The organism is Lentzea sp. (assembly GCF_035525475.1).
Classification (GTDB): Bacteria; Actinomycetota; Actinomycetes; order Mycobacteriales; family Pseudonocardiaceae; genus Lentzea.
This window is the reverse complement of record NZ_DATLEC010000094.1, coordinates 42,175-59,593: the sequence shown is the minus strand read 5'-3', so window position 1 is coordinate 59,593 and position 17,419 is coordinate 42,175. Positions and strand designations below refer to the sequence as shown.

The following is a 17,419-nucleotide window of genomic DNA, read 5'->3' as shown; positions in this document are numbered from 1 at the left end:
CACCCAGTGCTGCACGCCGCCGAGCCTCCCGGCGAGCCATCGTCCCATCGATCCCGTTCCACACCCCAGGTCACGGATCGTCAGGGGGGTTCGGTTCACCAGAGTTTCGCGGACGATCTCCACGAGCTCGGTCGAGCGCGCCTGTGCGTCGGCGATCTCCCGCAGTGCCAGCCATTCCGGGGCGAAGGTCATGGCCGCAGACTAGCCAGCACCCTCCGCAGATCCTCTGTGGACTCGTCCCAAGTGGACAGAGAGGCCCGCCGGACCCGCGCCCTGACCCTCAGCCCGTCCCGGAACTTCTGGTCCTGGAACCAGCAGGTCAGCGCGGCTTCGAGGGCACCTTCGTCCCCGGCGGGGACGAGCACCCCGCCGTCGCCGAGCGCGTCGGGAACCGCGCTCGCGATGACCGGCAGACCGCGGGCGAGCGCCTCGGTGACGACCATGCCCCAGGTCTCGGCCCGGGATGCCAGCACGAACAGGTCGGCACGGGCATAAGCGCTGTTCAGGGCCTCGCCGACGAGCGGGCCCTGGAAGCTCACGCGCTCGTCCGGCGGGAGCTGCGCGAGGAACGGCCGGTGCGGGCCCACGCACGTCAGCCGCCAGTCGGCGTTGATCCGCCGCAAGACCCTGACCAGCACGTCATGGCCTTTGCGGGGTGTGATGGACGCGACGCAGAGCAGGTTGTGCACACCGTCGGTGCCCGTGGCGACCGGCGCCGGATCGGTGCCGGGAACGACGACGTGGACGTTCGCGAGCCCGTGCCGGACCCTGATGTCCCGCGCGGCCGTCGGGCTGGTCGCGACCACCGCGCTCACGGCCCGCAGGACCTGGCGTTCGCACTGGTCGAGGAACCGGGCCGTCGCCGGGTCGAGCCCGGTCTCGTCGGCCAGCGGCAGGTGCACGAGCACGGCGAGCCTCAGCCGTCGCGCGTGCGGGACGACGACCTCGGGCAGTCCACAGGCGACCAGGCCGTCGAGGAGGACGACCTCGCCGTCCGGGATGCCCGCAAGCGCTTGCTCCACCACACCGGCGTCGTGCGGACGCGGCCAGTCACCAGCGACGGGCAGACGCTCCATGCCCGCGCTCACACGCAGGTCGTAGACGTTGCCGCCGCTGGGACTGGCCGGATCGCCGGCGTCAGCGGGAAGGACGAAGCGCACGTTCGTAGCTCGCCCACGCCACATGGGACTCGTGGAGTGTGACGGTGATCCCATCGATGCCGTGCGCGCCCTCGCCCAGAGCACCCTCGGAGATCTTCTCCGCGAGCTGGTCCGCGATGTGCTTCGCGAGCCACTCCGTCGAGGTGTTGATGCCCGCGAACTGCGGTTCCTCGTCCAGGTTGCGGTAGTTGAACGCCGCCAGGACCTTGTTCAGCTCCTGCGTCGCGAGTCCGATGTCGACGACGATGTTGTCGGCGTCGAGTTCGGCACGTTTGAACGTTGCGTCCACCAGGAACGTTGCTCCATGCAGACGTTGTGCCGGACCGAAGACCTCGCCGCGGAAGCTGTGGGCGATCATCACGTGATCGCGGACGGTGATGCTGAACAGGATGACCTCCGCAGTGCGGTCGGGTTACGGTGCGATCTCGCATCCGAGCGTAGCTGCACGCTCGGAAGGCGCTTGGTGACGAGGGGACCGGGATGTTCGAACAGACCTTCACCGAAGACGACGTGGCGGAGTCCGACCTGGTGACCCGCCGCGGCACGTTCCGCGCGGTCGCGTTCCGCGCGGACGGTCACGAGCACATGGCCCTCGTCTACGGCAAGACGAAGCTGCGCGAGAACGTGCTGGTGCGCATCCACTCCGAGTGCATGACCGGCGACATCTTCGGCGCCATGCGGTGCGAGTGCGGCGAGCAGCTCGACGCGGCGTTATCCGCGATCGTGCGTGAGGGCAACGGGATCCTCATCTACCTGCGGGGCCACGAAGGCCGCGGAATCGGTTTGGTGGCAAAGGTTCGCACGCACGTGCTGCAGGACGCCGGCATGGACACGTTGGACTCCGCCACGTCCCTGGGGTTGCCCGTGGACGTGCGCGACTACACGCCCGCGGCGCGGGTTCTGAAGCACCTGCGCGTGCAGTCCGTGCGGCTGATGTCCAACAACCCCGACAAGATCGCGGCGTTGGAGGACAACGGGATCGCGGTCGCCTCGCGCGTGCCGTTGCTCATGGCGCCCAACGCGCACAACATCGCGTACCTGAAGGCGAAGCGCGACCGGCTCGGTCACGACCTGCCGCAGGTCGAGTCCTTCACCCTTCCGCACGCCCGCTGACCATCGCTTTCCCAGGATGTGGCGCGCAGACCCTCAATGCCGGCGCTGTGAGCGGGGCGTGCCTTCGACGGTGAGCGAACGCTCGCCGGTCCTGTCACGGTCATCGCCGAGGTCTTCGACCTCGGCGACCGCGACCGGTCCGTGCTGGAGCAGCGGTGCCGGCACGGCGGTCGACGACTGCCAGTTCACCGGACACGGTGCGTGCGCCGTCTCCGGCACCGATGGCGGGATCGCGGCGGGCAACCCCCACGGCGTCACCGCGCACGCCTTGGGTCAGATCGTGACGACGACCTTGCCCCGCGACCGTCGCGAGTAGACGTGCTCGATCGCGTCGAGCCCTTCGGACAGCGGGAACTCCCTGTCCACCGCCGGTCGCACGTGGCCGGCCTCGATCAGCACGCGCAGCTCGTCGAAGACCTCGCCGCGTTCGGTCGACATGAGCATCACGAGCTTCTGCGACACGAACAGGTTCAACGCCGCCGCGCCCAGCGCCCGTTCGAACCCGCCCGTCAGCGATCCCCCGGTCTCGGCACCGACCAGCACCAGCGTGCCGCGCGGCGTCAAGGCCTTGCGCAACCGGGACAACGACCGGTTCCCGCCGCAGTCCAGGACGAGGTCGTAGGTGCCGGTGAAGTCCGCGACCGTGTAGTCGACGACCTCGTCGGCACCCAGCGACCGCACCAGCTCCACCTTCGGCGTGCTGCACACGCCGGTCACGTGCGCGCCAAGGGCTTTCGCGATCTGCACGCCGTACGACCCGACGCCACCACCGGCGCCGAGCACCAGAACACGTTGTCCTGCCTGCACTCCGCGCAGGCCCTGCAAGGCGGTCCCGCCCGAGATCGGCACCGCGGCCGCCTCGGCGAACGAGATGGTCGCGGGCTTGCGCGCCAGCCGTGAGACGTGCGCGACGGTGTACTCGGCGAACGACCCCTCACACGTGCCGAACACCTCGTCGCCCGGCGAGAAGCCGGTGACACCGGGGCCGATCTCCTTCACCACCCCGGAGACGTCGCGTCCGGGGACCGGCGACTTCGGTCCGCGGAACCCGAACCCGAGGAACCGCACCAGGTACGGCTTCCCTTCGAGCAGGTGCCAGGTGCCCATGTCGACGCCCGCCGACCGCACCTCCAGCAGAACCTCGCCCTGCCCTGGCACAGGCACCTCCAGGTCACCGAGCACCGCCGATCCGTATCTTCGCTGCACGAGAGCCTTCACTCGTCCTCCTCCGGGTACTGGAACACCTCTTCGAGCGACACCTGGAACACGCGGGCGATCTTGAACGCCACCTCCAGCGAGGGCGAGTACCTGCCCTGCTCGATGGCGATCAGCGTCTGGCGCGTCACGCCGATGGCGGCGGCGAGATCGGCCTGCTTCATCTCGCCGTGCGCGAACCGCAGCGCGCGGATGGAGTTCGTGACCTTCGTCGGCTTCACGGCATCCCCCGCCGGTAGGCCACGACCTTCGCCGCCGAACCGAGCACCGCGGACAGCACGAAGCACAGGTAGAGCACGTTGGCGATCCAGAAGTGCGCCGCCTCCGCCATCGCCAGCGCCATCGCGGACACACCGCCGATGACGACGAACGACTGGCCGACGTGGTCGCCGAACCGGCCGATCTCGCGGTCCCGTTCGTCGACCTGCAACCCCTCGTTGCTCGCGGCGATGCCGAACCAGACGCCCGAGACGATGCCGGCGACGATCCCGAGCCCTATCGTCCACAGCGCCGCGCCGATGTAGGGCACCTCCGTCAGCGGCCGCCCGTCCGTCCGGCTCAGGACGACCACCGCGTACACGGCGTAACCGAGCACGGCGATCAAGCCCAAAGCCCACGCGCGCTTCTCTTCGAACGCCACGTCCCGCTCCCGATGTCAAAGAAACCTGACATCACTAAAGTAAAGCGAACCGGACACCATGTCAAACATCTTTTACATGATCGCGCGGAGGCCGTATGGCGGTCGACTACCTCCGATCGGACCCATTAGCGTGCGGCCCATGCTCCGTCCGATCCTTGTTGCGTGCACGCTTGCGCTCACGGCGTGCGGTCATGCCGTGACAGCGGAACCTCCCGCCAACGCCCGCACGCAGCAGCACACCCCGGCCGCAGCACCACGCGTGCCCGATCTGTGCCCGATGCCCGACAGCGGGTTCGAGTGCGACTTCCAGAAGCGCATCAAGGCGGCCCAGGCGTACGCGGAGACCAGGCCGGGCACCGTCGGCATCGTGCTGCGCGACCGCAAGGCCGGAGCGACCTGGCGCAACAGCAACGCGGCCGACATGACGTGGACCGCGTCGACGATCAAGCTGGCGATGGTCGTGAACCTCCTGGAGCGCCACCGCGCCGGCAAGATCAAGCTGACCGCCGACGACCGCAGGCTGATGACCGCGATGCTGCACAGCTCCGACGACGACGCGGCGGACACGCTCTGGAAGCGCTACAACGGCACGACGTTCAACGCGGCGTTCGGCAGGTACGGCATGACGGAGCTGACCGCCCAAAAGGGATATACCACCGCATTCCCCTACTGGGGCTTCGAGAAGTGCACGACGAACGACCTCGACCGTTTGATCAACTACGTCCTGGACGAGGTGCCCGCCGAGGACCGCGCGTACATCGTCGGCCAGATGCGCGACGTCGGTCCCGAGCAGCAGTGGGGCGTCTGGGGACCGGACTCCGGCACGAAGAACGGCTGGTCGGAGGAGGACGGCGGCTGGGTGATGAACTCGGTCGGGTTCATCGGACCGGACGAGCGGTACACGATCGCGATCATGAACAACCTCAAGGGCGAGGGCGGCTACGACGAGGGCCGCGCCACCGACACGGAGATCACGCGCCTCCTCTTCCGCTGATCGCCGCAGGCGTGCCTGCTCCGGTTGCTAGCGTGGTGACGACCTTGCAGGGAACTGGGGAAGGGGTCGCCGTGCCGGACAGAAGGGCACAGCTGGAGGAGAAGATCCGCGCGTTCCAGGAGCAGGCCGCGAAGGCGGGCCAGCTCAAGGACAAGATCTCGGACCTGCGCGGGCAGGCCCGCAGCGCCGACGGCTCGGTGACCGTCACCGTCGCGCCGTCGGGCGCGGTGCTGGGGCTGCAGCTCAGCCCCACCGCGATGAAGTACAGCCACACGCAGCTGCAGCAGGAGATCCTCGCGACGATCCGCGCGGCGACGCAGCAGGCCGCGCAGGTGCTGCAGGACACCGTGGCGCCGGTCCTGGGCGACCAGGCCGAGCGCTTCAAGGACGCGTTCAACGCGCACTCGGGCGTGGTGATGCCGGACACGCCGCCCCAGCAGCCGATGCCGCCCCAGCAGGTGCAGCCGCCGATGCCGCCGCGGCACATGCCACCTCCTCCTGTGTCGAGGCCCGCACCGGGGAACCGTCCGAGGCCCGCGCCGGTCTCAGATGACGACGACTTCGGCGGCAACTCGATCCTGAGGTGATGGGGGCATGACGGGATTCCAGGTGCAGGGCGGTGCGCTCACGGCGCACAGCCACGGTTCGGCGGAGGCCGCAGGCCACTTCGGACAGCTGGCGACCCTGCTCGACCAGGCACGCGTGAGCGACGACTGCTTCGGCCCGCTCGGCGAGCTGCTCGCGTTCAAGTACTTTGAGGGCTTGAAGGAATGCCAGGACATGGCCACCAAGGCCAAGGGCTTCCTGGAGGGCGTGGCGGAACGCACCGAGCAGACCGCCCAGACCTACCGCGACGTCGAGGACGCGATCCACCAGGGGCTGCAGAAGTTCGGCTCCGGTGGCGGCCCCGGCTCGCTGGGAGACCTCACCAGCGCGGGCGACGCCAACCGCAAGGGCGACTTCGAGCAGAACGCCGGCTACGGCAGCTCGTGGGCGAGCACGAGCGGCGACATCTCGCGGGCTTCGAGCCCGCCGGACGTGGCGATCGCCGCGGTCAACGCCCGCATGGAGCAGCTGCAGTTCGTGATGAGCCCCGGCCAGTCGTTCATCGACAACGGCCTCGGCTTCCTCATCGGCATCGTGATCAGCCCGATCGTCGAGCTCGTGCTCGAACCCGCGATCGGCGACCCCGAGCAGATGCGCAGCACCGGCACCGGCTGGGGCAAGGTCGCCGACTGGGTGCAGCAGGCGGGTGAGCACGAGAAGAACCGCGCCACCGCGACGTCGCAGCCGTGGACCGGCGAGGCGGCGGACAAGTTCCGCAAGCAGATGGACGAGTTCGGCGTGGGCGCCGAGGCGTTCGCGAACGAGATCCGCGGTCTGCAGCAGATGCTGGAGCTCGCCGCCGACCTCTTCGACGCGTTCGTCGAGATCTGCATCGACATCCTGCAAGAGCTGGTCATGGGCCTGATCATCGAGTGGCTGGCCGCGCTGGCCGCCTCGTGGATCACCGCGGGCGCCTCGATGGCCGCCGCGGGCGTCACCACCACCGCCCAGGTCGGCGGCACGATGGCGCGCCTGGGCATGAAGGTCAAGCAGCTGCTGGGCAAGCTCAAGCCGTTGATCGACAAGCTCGAGGACCTGCTGCAGGCGCTGCGCAAGGGACCGTTGAAGAAGCTCGTCGAGAAGGCGGAGGGCCTGCGCGAGGGCAACATGGCCGAGAAGTGGGTCATGCGCAAGATCGACGCCAACCCGCTGGCCAAGATCGTCACCAAGGCGGACCCGGCGACGATGGCGTCCAAGACGGGCAACCGCTTCGCCGGCCGGTTCGGCGTCGACGGCCAGGGCTCCGACGCGTTGACGACGAACCTCACCGAGGCCGGTCTGCGCATGGCGGGCCTGAGCGGCACCTCGCACGTGCCGACCGCCATCACCAACGGCGTCATGGAGAACGCTCCCGGCATCGCCGTCGAGCAGGGCATCAAGTACGGCTACAACAAGGGTCAGGACCCGTCCTCCGACGAGGAGCGTGCTGACGCCGTGAACCGGGGATTCGAGTACGAGTGATCTTCTCGGCGCCTCTCGGCCCCGGCCACATCGCCCGGCAGCAGCTCTGCCGGGCGGGTGAGCACCTGGTCTGGGCGATGTACCGGCAGACGTTCTACTACGCCGTGGACGGCCTCGACCAGCTCGGCGCGCCGGGCCGTTCCCTGTTCACGCGCGGTGTGTCTGCGATGGGCCGGGGGGTCGGCGACCTGGCCCTGACCGTGCTCGGCGGCGGTGGCGACACCGGCGACGACAAGGCCCCCGCCGCCGACCACCTGGTCTTCGGCCCTTCCCCGCGCTCTTCTGCCGCTTCCGCTCTGTCGCGGTTCGAACCGGGCAAGCGCGTCGAGCGCCTGTGGGCGTTGACCTCGGAGCGGCTGGTGGTCGCCGAGCGCGCCGCCGCTGCCCCGGCCGAGACCTCGAAGTCGTTCCTGGGCAAGGCGATCGGGTTCGGCAGGGAGGTCGGCAAGATCCTCGCCGACACCCGCAAGAAGTACGGCGAGCACGTCGAGGGCGAACCCGTGACCGCACCCGCCTTCGAGGTCGTCCTCGAGTTCCCGCGCGCACAGATCGCCGCGGCCGAACCGGGCAGGGTGACGTTCACCGACGGCTCGGGCGTCGAGTTCCTGCTGGACTCCCCCGCCCCGGCCGACGACGACGTGGTCGTCCGCGAGCTGACCGAGTTCTGGCTGCGTCCCGGCGAACACCTGGTGCTCGGCCTGCCCCCGATCGTGGGCTACGTGGGCGGCGTCGTCGGCGGCACCCTGCACGTCCCCTGGACCCCAGCCGGCCCGATGCCCGCGCTGGAGCTGGACAAGCTCCGGTGGCCCCTGCCTGCGCCGCCGTCACCGCCGGACTGGATCGACGACCCGACGCTCGGCTACTGGGTCGAGGCCCCCGCGGCGTCGTGCGCGGCGGTCCAGCTGGCAGACCACTTCGCCTTCAGCCGCGGCAACGCACGACTCGCGGTGAGCGACCAGCGCGTGGCCGTCGTCTACCCGACGCACCTGTTCGAGGCCAAGCCCTCCAGCGTGTTCACGACGTTCGCGGAGATCCCGCGCGGCGCCGTGCGGTCGATGGAGAACGCGTACGCCGGCCAGAGCCTGCCGGCGCGACCGGTGGTCAGGCTGACGTTCGCGGACGGCTCGTCGCTGGCCCTGCGCAGGCCCTGACCCGGTCCGCACGCACCGAACCGACCTACATGCCCACCATCTCGGCGTTGAGCAGCGCGTCGGCGCGGTGTCGACCTTCGCGCCACCTCGTCATCGCGCGAGGTCCGGCACCTGGGCGACGAGCTCTTCCGGCGCCGAGAGCCGCCACGCCTCGAACACCAGCTCCCGGAGCTCGTCGGCGTCGACGCCCTCCAGGTGCACGACCACCCAGCCGAACCCGCCCGCCGTGAACTGCACCTCGAACACGTCGGGCCGTTCCGCCACGAGCGCCAGCTGCTCGGACAGCGTCTGCTTCAGGCCGACCGTCCGCGTGCGCGGCCAGTAGTAGCCGAACACCTTGCCCCGCACGCGGAACGTGTCGTACTGCTGACCGGAGGAGCGCTTCACCTCGGCGAGCGCGTCCACGATCTTGAAGAGCTGTCTGTCCGATGTCGCCACTACCGACCCCCAAAGCCGAAGGCACGCAGTATAAATCGGTCAAATCCTCAACGGCCTCCTCAGGTGTTCGGCTATCAGCGCCGCGTGGGACAGCGGCGTTCTCAGGTCTTCGACGTCGCCGTTCGTCGTGTAGTCGAGCAGCACGACGTCGGACGACTCGGCCAGCTCGTGCAGCCGTGCGAGCTCGTCCCGCAGACGGTTCTCCAGAACCCAGCGGTAGGCGGGTGAGTAGATCTCCTGCCGGGCTGTGCGGTAGTCGAGCAGGCGGTCGCTCGCCAGGCCCGCGCGGTGGCCGCGGACCGGGCCGAAGCGCCGGACCGTGCGCTTGAGGCCCTTCATCGACGTCACGCCCAGCTTCGACGGGTCGACGTCGGCGTTCTCGAAGACCTTCAACGCCTGCCAGAGGCCCTCGACGGACGCGCTCGTGACACCCGGCGACAGCGGGACCGGAATGTCGCCGTGCGGGTAGAACGGGCTGAACCGCACCCACGGGTCGGGACCGCGGGAGGTCACGTCGATGACCACCGCGTCCGGACGCTGCACCTTGCGGCGCTTGCTCGCCACCTCGATCGGCATGGTTCGAGGATGGCAGGAGGGTCTGACAATTCTTGAGGGTCAGCGCAGGGTCAGCGCACGGGTTGCGCTGTCGGCGCTGTGACACGGTTCCGTTGGGTCAGCACCACACACACGAGCACGACCGCGGCGGTCGCGAGAGCCGGCCAGCCGACCGGTTCACCGAGGACCAGCGCCGACCACATGAGGGTCAGAATCGGTTGCGCCAGCTGGATTTGACCGATCTTGGCCACCCCACCCGCCGCCAGGCCCGCGTACCAGGCGAAGAAGCCGAGAAACATCGAGATCAGTGCCACGTAGGCGAAACTGGCCCATACCACGGGCGTGGAGCGCGAGAAGTCCGCTGTGTACAAGGAAATCGGAATGGTCACGGGCAGCGAGACGACCAGTGCCCAGCACACGGTCCGCGCGCCGCCCAGTTCACGGGAGAGCGCGCCACCTTCGGCGTATCCCAGGCCGCACAACACGACCGCGATGAGCAGGTAGACGTCGGCGGTACCGAGCGAGCCGGAGAAACCGCCACCGGTGGCCACGAACGCGAGGACCGCGAGCAGGCCCGCGCCGCTGGAGAGCCAGAACGCGAGCGGCGGGCGTTCGGAGGCGCGCAGCACCGCCCAGATCGCCGTGGACATGGGCAGCACGGCGATCACCACGGCGCCGTGGGCCGAAGTCTGGGTGGTGAGGGCCAGGGACGTGAAGAGCGGAAAGCCGATCACGATGCCCACGGCGACGACGACCAGGCGGCGCACCTGCGTTGCCGACGGGAGCGGCGCACGTGATAACGCCAGGTAGGCGATCGCGAGGACACCGGCGACGAGCGCGCGTCCGAACGCGACGAACCACGGGTCGAGTCCGGCCACTGCCAGGCGGGTCGCCGGGAGCGAGAAGCTGAACCCCAGCACGCCCAGCGCGCCGAGTGTTACCCCCGCTGGCACGATAACGTTACTCTTGACTCTCATGAATGAGGATAACGCAGCCGTCCGCGTTATCGAGGAGCTGAGAGCGACAGCACGTGCGGGTCGCGCGGGAGACCGCATGCCCTCGGTGCGCGACCTGATGGCACGGCATCGGGCCTCACCCGCGACGGTGCAGCAGGCCATCCAGCGCGTCGCCGCCGAAGGGCTCGTCGAGGTGCGGCCGGGCCGGGGCAGCTTCGTCGCCCCGCGCACGACGACCTCCGCCCACGACCTGTCGTGGCAGGCCGTCGCGCTCGGCGAGGGCAGGCCGGGCGAGGAGCTGGTGGCGAACCTCCTCGCGGTGCCGAAGCCCGAGGCCATCCCGTTGACCAGCGGGTACCTCGACCCAGATCTGCAACCGACCGAGGCGCTCGGCGCCGCGCTCATCAGGGCCGCGCGCCGGCCCGCCGCGTGGGGACGCGTACCGGTCGAGGGCAAGGAGGAGCTGCGCGCGTGGTTCGCGAAGGAGGCGGGCGGCGAGCTCAGGGGCGGCGACATGACGGTGTGCGCAGGCGCTCAGGAAGCGCTCGCGACCGTGTTCCGCGGGCTCGGCGACCGCGGTGACGCCGTGCTCGTCGAGTCGCCCACCTACCTCGGCGCGATCGCCGCCGCGCGCGACGCGGGGCTCAAGGTCGTCCCGGTGCCGGCGGACCAGGACGGGGTGCGGCCGGACCTGCTGCAGGCCGCGTTCGAACGGACGGGCGCGAAGCTCTTCTACTGCCAGCCGCTGCACGCGAACCCGCACGGCGCCGTGCTGTCCGACGAGCGCCGCGCCGAGGTCATGCGGATCGTGCGCGGCGTCGGCGCGTTCCTCGTCGAGGACGACTGGGCGCGCGGCTTCACGATCGACGGCACCGCGCCGCCGACGCTCGCCTCGCAGGACACCGACGGCCACGTCGTCTACGTCCGCTCGCTGACCAAGGTGGCCGCACCGGGCCTGCGCGTCGCCGTGATCGGGGCACGCGGACCGGCGGGCACCCGGCTGAAGAACACCCGGTCGCGCCAGGACCTGTACGTCGCGGGACCGCTGCAGGAGGCGGCGATCGACTTCGTGACGTCCCCCGCCTGGCGTCGCCACCTGCGCACGCTCCAGCAGTCCTTGAGGGCCCGGCGCGACGCTCTGGCACGCGCCGTCGGCGAGCACCTGCCGGAACTCGGGGTCGCGAGGTCGTCGGGCGGCCTGCACCTGTGGGCGGAGCTGCCGGACGGCGTCGACGACCTGGAACTGACGACGGCAGCCGCGGCACGTGACGTCGTCGTGTTCCCGGGACGGGCTTGGTTCGCCGCTGAACCGCCGGGCGGTTTTCTCCGTTTGACCTACGGCGGAGCACCTGAGCACGTGCTCGTCGAGGGCGTCCGGCGACTGGCAGGCGCGATGTCCGCCGTGCGGCGATGACCGGCCGAGTGATTTGCATCATTCATTAACTTGACTCATTCCAGAAAAGACGGCAGGGTAGGTGTCGTGCCCACGGCTTCCGACTTCGAGCGCATGTTGCGTGGAGCGTCCCTGCGGGTGACGGCTCCCCGGATAGCTGTGCTGTCCGCGGTGCACACCCATCCGCACGCCGACACCGACTCGATCATCGGTGTCGTGCGTCAGAACCTCGGCGCGGTCTCCCACCAGGCCGTTTACGACGTGCTCCGCGCGTTGACAGGAGCCGGTCTGCTGCGCCGCATCGAGCCCCAGGGCTCGGTCGCGCGGTACGAGGCCCGTGTCGGGGACAACCACCACCACATCGTCTGCAGATCCTGCGGTGCCATCGCCGACGTCGACTGCGTCGTCGGCCACGCACCGTGCATGGACGCATCCGACGATCACGGGTTCGTCATCGACGAGGCCGAGGTCATCTACTGGGGCACCTGCCCCGAGTGCACGACCGCCGCGAAAAGTTCTTGAACACCCGGAAGGAATTCTGTGTCCGACAGCACTGACGCCAAGCTGAGCGACCTGAACGAGGAGGAGGCCGGCGGTTGCCCGGTCGCCCACGGCCGCCGCAGCCACCCCACGGAGGGAGGCGGCAACCGTGACTGGTGGCCCAAGCAGCTCAACCTGCGGATCCTCCGCAAGCACCCGGTCCAGGCCAACCCCTTAGGTGGTGACTTCGACTACGGCAAGGAGTTCCTGACCGTCGACCTGGACGAGCTGGCGCGCGACGTCGACGCCGTGCTCACCGAGTCGAAGGACTGGTGGCCGGCGGACTTCGGGCACTACGGCCCGTTCATGATCCGCATGGCGTGGCACAGCGCGGGCACGTACCGCACGTACGACGGCCGCGGTGGCGCCGGAGCGGGCATGCAGCGCTTCGCCCCGCTGAACAGCTGGCCGGACAACGGCAACCTGGACAAGGCCCGCCGTCTGCTGTGGCCGGTCAAGAAGAAGTGGGGCCGCAGGGTCTCCTGGGCCGACCTGATGATCTTCACGGGCAACCGCGCCCTGGAGACCATGGGCTTCGAGACCTTCGGCTTCGCCGGCGGCCGCAACGACGTGTGGGAGCCGGACGAGGACGTCTACTGGGGCCCCGAGACCGAGTGGCTCGGCGGCGACACCCGCTACAGCGGTGAGCGCGAGCTGGAGTCCCCGCTCGCGGCCGTCCAGATGGGCCTCATCTACGTCAACCCCGAGGGCCCGAACGGCAACCCGGACCCGCTGGCCTCCGCCCGCGACATCCGCGAGACGTTCGGCCGCATGGGCATGAACGACGAGGAGACCGTCGCGCTCATCGCCGGCGGCCACACCTTCGGCAAGGCGCACGGCGCCGGCGACCCGTCGCTGGTCGGCGCGGAGCCCGAGGGCTCGCTCATGGACACGCAGGGCTTCGGCTGGATCAGCACGCACGGCACCGGCAAGGGCCGTGACGCCATCACCTCCGGCCTCGAGGTCACCTGGACCCAGAAGCCGACCCAGTGGACGAACCTGTTCTTCCAGAACCTGTTCGGCTTCGAGTGGGAGCTCACCAAGTCCCCCGCCGGCGCCCACCAGTGGAAGCCGAAGAACGGCGAGGGCGCCAACACGGTGCCGGACCCCGAGGACGGCACGCTCAACCGCACGCCGATGATGCTGACCACGGACCTGGCGCTGCGCTTCGACCCGATCTACGAGCCGATCTCGCGCCGCTTCCTGGAGAACCCGGAGGCGTTCGCCGAGGCGTTCTCCCGCGCGTGGTTCAAGCTGACCCACCGCGACATGGGCCCGATCCAGCGCTACCTCGGCCCGCTGGTGCCGCAGGAGGAGCTGATCTGGCAGGACCCCCTCCCGGCCCGTGACCACGAGCTGATCTCCGCCGAGGACGTGGCCTCGCTGAAGGCCAAGATCCTGGAGACCGGTCTCTCGGTCTCGCAGCTGGTCAAGACCGCGTGGGCCTCGGCCTCGTCGTTCCGCCAGAGCGACAAGCGCGGTGGCGCCAACGGTGCCCGCATCCGCCTCGAGCCGCAGCGCGGCTGGGAGGTCAACGAGCCCGACCAGCTCGCCCAGGTCCTGCGCACGCTGGAAGGCGTGCAGGAGGCGTTCAACAGCTCCGCGACCGGCGGCAAGAAGGTCTCGCTGGCCGACCTGATCGTCCTCGGCGGCGCCGCGGCGATCGAGCAGGCCGCCAAGGCAGCCGGCCACGACGTCGAGGTGCCGTTCCTCGCCGGCCGGGTCGACACGACGCAGGAGCAGACCGACGCCGAGTCGTTCGCCGTCCTGGAGCCCGTCGTCGACGGCTTCCGCAACTTCGGCGGCAAGGCGACCCCGCTGCCCTCGGAGTACCTGCTGATCGACAGGGCCAACCTGCTCGGCCTGTCGGCCCCGGAGATGACCGTGCTGGTCGGTGGCCTGCGCGTGCTGGGCGCCAACCACGGCGGTTCCACGGCCGGTGTGCTGACCGCCAAGCCGGAGACGCTGACCAACGACTTCTTCATCAACCTCCTCGACATGGAGACGGAGTGGAAGTCGGTCACCGAGGACCAGGAGAACTTCGAGGGGCGTGACCGCGCCTCCGGTGCTGTCCGGTGGACGGCCACCCGCAACGACCTGGTGTTCGGGTCCAACTCCGAGCTTCGCGCTGTTACTGAGGTTTATGCCAGCGACGACGCTTCGGAGAAGTTCGTGGTGGACTTCGTCTCCGCTTGGAACAAGGTCATGAACGCCGACCGGTACGACGTCTGAGTTCGACTTGTTTTCGGGTGCCCCCAGGCCTACTTGGCCTGGGGGTGCTTTTTTGCGTTGCGGGTCTTGTTGCGTTAGCCGGGTGGCGTTCCAGCGGAGGGGTCACCTTCGCCGAGCGGGTCGCGTTCCAGCGTGGTTGCTCAGGCAGTGTCGACGCGGTGGGGTTCATCGCCGCTTCGCGTCGACAGCGATTGGGGTACACCGCTTCCCGGCGGTTCATGGGGCTGTCCGGCTCGCTTCGCATCGCCACTTCGGGGCGTACCGGCAAGTACCGCGCCGGGCCGTTTTCCGTCGGCATCGCGTTTTGTCGTGCGCGGCGGTCAACGGTGTTGCGTTATCGCCTGACGCGTGGCAGGACCGCTGTGGCTTCCGGGTCTCCCTTCGAGCGCTGGCGCAGCCTGGTCACGACGAAGAGCGCAATGGCGATGGCGACCGCTGCCAGCACCAGCTTCTGGAAGACGCCGGCATAGGACTCGACGCGGTGCCAGTTCTCGCCGAGTGCGTAGCCCGCGCCCACGAATAAGCTGTTCCAGATCAGGCTGCCCAGTGTGGTGAGGATCAGGAACTTCGGGAAGTTCATGCGTTCGACGCCTGCGGGCAGTGAGATGAAGCTGCGGAAGAGCGGGACCATCCTTCCCAAGAACACGGCTTTGGTGCCGTGGCGGGTGAACCAGGCTTCGGTCTTGTCGAAGTCGGACACCCTGACCAGCGGGATGCGGGCCACCAGGTTTCGGGTTCTGGCGCGGCCCAGGAGCATGCCCGCGAAATAGACGATGACGGCGCCTGCCACTGAGCCGAGAGTGGTCCAGAACAGGGCTGCGGGCAGGCTGAAGACGCCTTTGCTCGCGGAGAAGCCCGCCAGCGGCAGCACCAGTTCGCTCGGGATCGGCGGGAACAGGTTGTCGAGGCCCACGACCACGGCCGCGCCCACGCCTCCCAGCGATTCCATCAGGTCTACCGCCCACTCGGCCAGCATTGGTTCCCCCTCGATGACGGGACAAAAGGTCGAGGTCAACGCTAAGAAGAAGGAAGGGCCCGGACCATGAGGTAACCCGTCGAGAATCCTGGGGGAAACCGCAGTCCGGGATTACGGTAAACCGCAATGCCGGGGTGCCGGAGGGCCGTTACGGTGGCGGTTGTGCACCAGGATGAGCAGCTCAGCGCCGGGGCGTTGGTGCGGAGGTGGTTCCGGACGCTCTACGGGGTGTTGGTGGGGACGTTCACCGCGGTGCCCGGGCTGGGGGCGGCGGTGCTCGGGTTCGGCGTTGTCAGGATGACCGAGGTCGAGCTGTTCCGGATCGCCCGGTACGGCGATGCGGCCGACGCTGATCCGTTGACGCCTCGGCGGTGCCGGCGCTATCTCGGCGTGCGGTGGCTCGTGGCCGGATTGGGCGCCGGCGTGCTGCTGATGTTGATGCTGTACCTCGTCACGGCGTTGTCGATGGTCACCGCGTGGCTCTTCGACGGCGAGTGGGGGCTGGTGAAAGACGGCGACGTCGTCGACACGCAGCTGATCCTCGTGGCGGCGGTGCCGGGGACATTGCTCATCTTCGGCGCGCTCGCCGGTGTCAGCGGGGTGGCGGTGCTCGACCGGTGGCTCGCCACGACGATGCTCGGCCGGAGTCAGCAAACGCTGCTGCGGCAACGGGTTGCGGAGTTGACGAGCACTCGGGCCGAGGTCATCGAGGCCATCGACGACGAGCGGCGGCGGATCGAGCGGGATCTGCACGACGGTGTCCAGCAGCGGCTCGTCGCGCTCGGCATGTTGATCGGGCGGGCTCGGCGCACCCAGGGCGAGGAGCAGCTCCAGGCGTTGTTGCGGCAGGCGCACGACACCGCGGGCGAGGCCATCGACGAACTGCGGGAGGTGGCGACGCGGGTCTACCCCGCCGTGCTCGACGACGCGGGGCTGGACGCGGCGCTCGAGGTGCTGGCCGAGCGGTCGAGCGTGCGGGTCGAGATCAACAACGAGCTGGAGTCGTCACCGGGCACCGCGCTGGAGACGGTGATCTACTTCGTGGTGTCCGAGGCCGTCACCAACGCGGCCAAGCACGCGGGCCCGTCGGTCGTCGAGATCTCGATGTGGCCGGCGAAGGACCAGATCTCGATCATGGTGTGGGACGACGGCATCGGCGGCGCCGACCCCGCTGGCAGCGGGCTGTCGGGGCTCGCCAGGAGGGTCAAGGCGGTGGACGGCGACTTCGAGGTGACCAGCCCGCCCGGCGGTCCCACCAGGATCTTCGCGAGGGTGCCGTGCGCGTGATCCTGGCCGAGGACTCGACGCTGCTGCGCGAGGGCCTGGTCCGCCTGCTGGCCGAGGAGGGCCACGACGTGGTGGCCGCCGTCGGCACCGCCCCGGAACTGCTCAGGGCCACCGAACAGCACCAGCCGGACATCGTGGTCACCGACGTCCGCATGCCGCCCGGCCACAAGGACGACGGCATGCGCGCCGCCCTGCAGATCCGCGAGCGGTGGCCGGACGTCAGCGTCCTGGTGCTGTCGCAGTACATCGAGAACCGCTACGCCACCGAACTGATCACCGGCACCGGCGGCAAGGTCGGCTACCTGCTCAAGGACAGGGTCGCCCAGGTCGACGAGTTCCTGGAGGCCCTCGACCGCGTCGCGGCGGGCGGCGCGGCGTTCGACCCGGAGGTCGTCCGCCGCCTGCTCACCAGGACCTCCCACGTCGACCCGCTCGAAACCCTGACGGCGCGGGAGAAGACCGTTCTCGAACTGATGGCGCAGGGCCTCACGAACACCCGCATCTCCGAGTCCCTGCACGTCTCGCTGAGCTCCACCGAGAAGCACATCAACGCGATCTTCGACAAGCTCGGTCTCAGCGGCGAGGCGGGCCTGAGCCGGCGCGTGCTGGCCGTCGTCCGCTACCTGGGCAGCTGATGATCGACGACCTGCTCCGCACACCCGGCGCGGAGGCACGCAAGGGCGCTCGAACGGATCGGGCGGC

20 protein-coding genes and 1 pseudogene are annotated in these 17,419 nt (G+C 69.4%); 10 read left to right on the top strand and 11 right to left on the bottom strand.

The window, feature by feature from the left end; genetic code table 11:
• The 3 genes and pseudogenes from VM306_RS16995 to VM306_RS16985 form a co-directional block, all read right to left on the bottom strand.
• A pseudogene (locus VM306_RS16995) lies at window positions 1-192 on the bottom strand (SAM-dependent methyltransferase); the annotation flags it as partial.
• Window positions 189-1,184: a glycosyltransferase family 4 protein gene (locus VM306_RS16990; protein WP_414672395.1), complete on the bottom strand. Its 996-nt coding sequence runs from the start codon at window positions 1,182-1,184 to the stop codon at window positions 189-191. The gene VM306_RS16990 and the pseudogene VM306_RS16995, both read right to left, overlap by 4 nt.
• Window positions 1,138-1,548 carry a 6-carboxytetrahydropterin synthase gene (locus VM306_RS16985; RefSeq protein WP_325515966.1) on the bottom strand — a complete coding sequence of 137 codons (411 nt, stop codon included), beginning with the start codon at window positions 1,546-1,548 and terminating at the stop codon, window positions 1,138-1,140. Before VM306_RS16985 ends, VM306_RS16990 begins: the two co-directional genes overlap by 47 nt.
• Window positions 1,549-1,640: 92 nt before the next feature.
• Here VM306_RS16985 and ribA point away from each other — a divergent pair, with 92 nt between their 5' ends.
• Window positions 1,641-2,273: a GTP cyclohydrolase II gene (ribA, locus tag VM306_RS16980; RefSeq protein ID WP_325515960.1), complete on the top strand. Its 633-nt coding sequence runs from the start codon at window positions 1,641-1,643 to the stop codon at window positions 2,271-2,273.
• A gap of 33 nt (window positions 2,274-2,306) precedes the next feature.
• Here the strand turns inward: ribA and VM306_RS16975 are convergent, their stop codons facing one another.
• From VM306_RS16975 to VM306_RS16960, 4 genes are read right to left on the bottom strand one after another with little or no spacing between them, the layout of a single operon-like run.
• Window positions 2,307-2,531 carry a hypothetical protein gene (locus VM306_RS16975; RefSeq protein WP_325515959.1) on the bottom strand — a complete coding sequence of 75 codons (225 nt, stop codon included), beginning with the start codon at window positions 2,529-2,531 and terminating at the stop codon, window positions 2,307-2,309.
• A gap of 15 nt (window positions 2,532-2,546) precedes the next feature.
• Complete coding sequence (locus tag VM306_RS16970; protein ID WP_325515958.1) at window positions 2,547-3,491, bottom strand: NAD(P)-dependent alcohol dehydrogenase; 945 nt, start codon at window positions 3,489-3,491, stop codon at window positions 2,547-2,549.
• Window positions 3,488-3,652, bottom strand: coding sequence for a helix-turn-helix transcriptional regulator (locus tag VM306_RS16965; RefSeq protein WP_414672397.1), 165 nt, complete (start codon window positions 3,650-3,652; stop codon window positions 3,488-3,490). The genes VM306_RS16970 and VM306_RS16965 overlap by 4 nt, the downstream gene beginning before the upstream one ends.
• A 53-nt stretch (window positions 3,653-3,705) precedes the next feature.
• Window positions 3,706-4,128 (bottom strand): hypothetical protein, encoded by a 423-nt coding sequence (locus VM306_RS16960; protein WP_325515956.1) that lies wholly within the window; start codon window positions 4,126-4,128, stop codon window positions 3,706-3,708.
• 196 nt (window positions 4,129-4,324) lie between these two features.
• Between VM306_RS16960 and VM306_RS16955 the strand changes: the two genes are divergently transcribed.
• The 4 genes from VM306_RS16955 (at window position 4,325) to VM306_RS16940 (ending at window position 8,340) form a co-directional block, all read left to right on the top strand.
• The gene (locus VM306_RS16955; protein WP_325515955.1) at window positions 4,325-5,122 is read left to right on the top strand and encodes a tat pathway signal sequence; all 798 of its coding nucleotides are present in this window, start codon (window positions 4,325-4,327) and stop codon (window positions 5,120-5,122) included.
• A 71-nt stretch (window positions 5,123-5,193) separates the two neighbouring features.
• Window positions 5,194-5,709 carry a YbaB/EbfC family nucleoid-associated protein gene (locus VM306_RS16950; protein WP_325515954.1) on the top strand — a complete coding sequence of 172 codons (516 nt, stop codon included), beginning with the start codon at window positions 5,194-5,196 and terminating at the stop codon, window positions 5,707-5,709.
• A 7-nt stretch (window positions 5,710-5,716) separates the two neighbouring features.
• A complete protein-coding gene (locus VM306_RS16945) occupies window positions 5,717-7,189 on the top strand; it encodes a WXG100 family type VII secretion target (protein ID WP_325515953.1) in 1,473 nt (490 codons plus the stop codon).
• On the top strand, window positions 7,186-8,340 hold the full coding sequence (locus VM306_RS16940; protein WP_325515952.1) for a hypothetical protein: 1,155 nt from the start codon (window positions 7,186-7,188) through the stop codon (window positions 8,338-8,340). Before VM306_RS16945 ends, VM306_RS16940 begins: the two co-directional genes overlap by 4 nt.
• A gap of 90 nt (window positions 8,341-8,430) precedes the next feature.
• Here VM306_RS16940 and VM306_RS16935 read toward each other — a convergent pair whose 3' ends face one another.
• From VM306_RS16935 to VM306_RS16925, 3 genes are read right to left on the bottom strand one after another with little or no spacing between them, the layout of a single operon-like run.
• The gene (locus VM306_RS16935) at window positions 8,431-8,778 is read right to left on the bottom strand and encodes an MmcQ/YjbR family DNA-binding protein (protein ID WP_325515951.1); all 348 of its coding nucleotides are present in this window, start codon (window positions 8,776-8,778) and stop codon (window positions 8,431-8,433) included.
• 39 nt (window positions 8,779-8,817) lie between these two features.
• Window positions 8,818-9,354, bottom strand: coding sequence for a DUF6939 family protein (locus VM306_RS16930; RefSeq protein WP_325515950.1), 537 nt, complete (start codon window positions 9,352-9,354; stop codon window positions 8,818-8,820).
• Between the two features lie 50 nt (window positions 9,355-9,404).
• On the bottom strand, window positions 9,405-10,286 hold the full coding sequence (locus VM306_RS16925) for a DMT family transporter (protein WP_325515949.1): 882 nt from the start codon (window positions 10,284-10,286) through the stop codon (window positions 9,405-9,407).
• Window positions 10,287-10,308: 22 nt separating this feature from the next.
• Here VM306_RS16925 and VM306_RS16920 point away from each other — a divergent pair, with 22 nt between their 5' ends.
• The 3 genes from VM306_RS16920 (at window position 10,309) to katG (ending at window position 14,454) form a co-directional block, all read left to right on the top strand.
• Complete coding sequence (locus tag VM306_RS16920) at window positions 10,309-11,703, top strand: PLP-dependent aminotransferase family protein (protein WP_325515948.1); 1,395 nt, start codon at window positions 10,309-10,311, stop codon at window positions 11,701-11,703.
• Window positions 11,704-11,769: 66 nt separating this feature from the next.
• Window positions 11,770-12,204: a Fur family transcriptional regulator gene (locus VM306_RS16915; RefSeq protein WP_325515947.1), complete on the top strand. Its 435-nt coding sequence runs from the start codon at window positions 11,770-11,772 to the stop codon at window positions 12,202-12,204.
• A gap of 18 nt (window positions 12,205-12,222) precedes the next feature.
• Entirely contained in the window at window positions 12,223-14,454 is a 2,232-nt protein-coding gene (gene katG / locus VM306_RS16910; RefSeq protein ID WP_325515946.1) for a catalase/peroxidase HPI, read from the top strand.
• Window positions 14,455-14,788: 334 nt separating this feature from the next.
• Here the strand turns inward: katG and VM306_RS16905 are convergent, their stop codons facing one another.
• Window positions 14,789-15,430: a DedA family protein gene (locus VM306_RS16905; protein ID WP_325515945.1), complete on the bottom strand. Its 642-nt coding sequence runs from the start codon at window positions 15,428-15,430 to the stop codon at window positions 14,789-14,791.
• 162 nt (window positions 15,431-15,592) lie between these two features.
• Between VM306_RS16905 and VM306_RS16900 the strand changes: the two genes are divergently transcribed.
• Window positions 15,593-16,717 carry a sensor histidine kinase gene (locus tag VM306_RS16900; protein WP_325515944.1) on the top strand — a complete coding sequence of 375 codons (1,125 nt, stop codon included), beginning with the start codon at window positions 15,593-15,595 and terminating at the stop codon, window positions 16,715-16,717.
• A complete protein-coding gene (locus VM306_RS16895) occupies window positions 16,708-17,352 on the top strand; it encodes a response regulator transcription factor (protein ID WP_325515943.1) in 645 nt (214 codons plus the stop codon). Before VM306_RS16900 ends, VM306_RS16895 begins: the two co-directional genes overlap by 10 nt.
• Window positions 17,353-17,419: the final 67 nt, after the last annotated feature.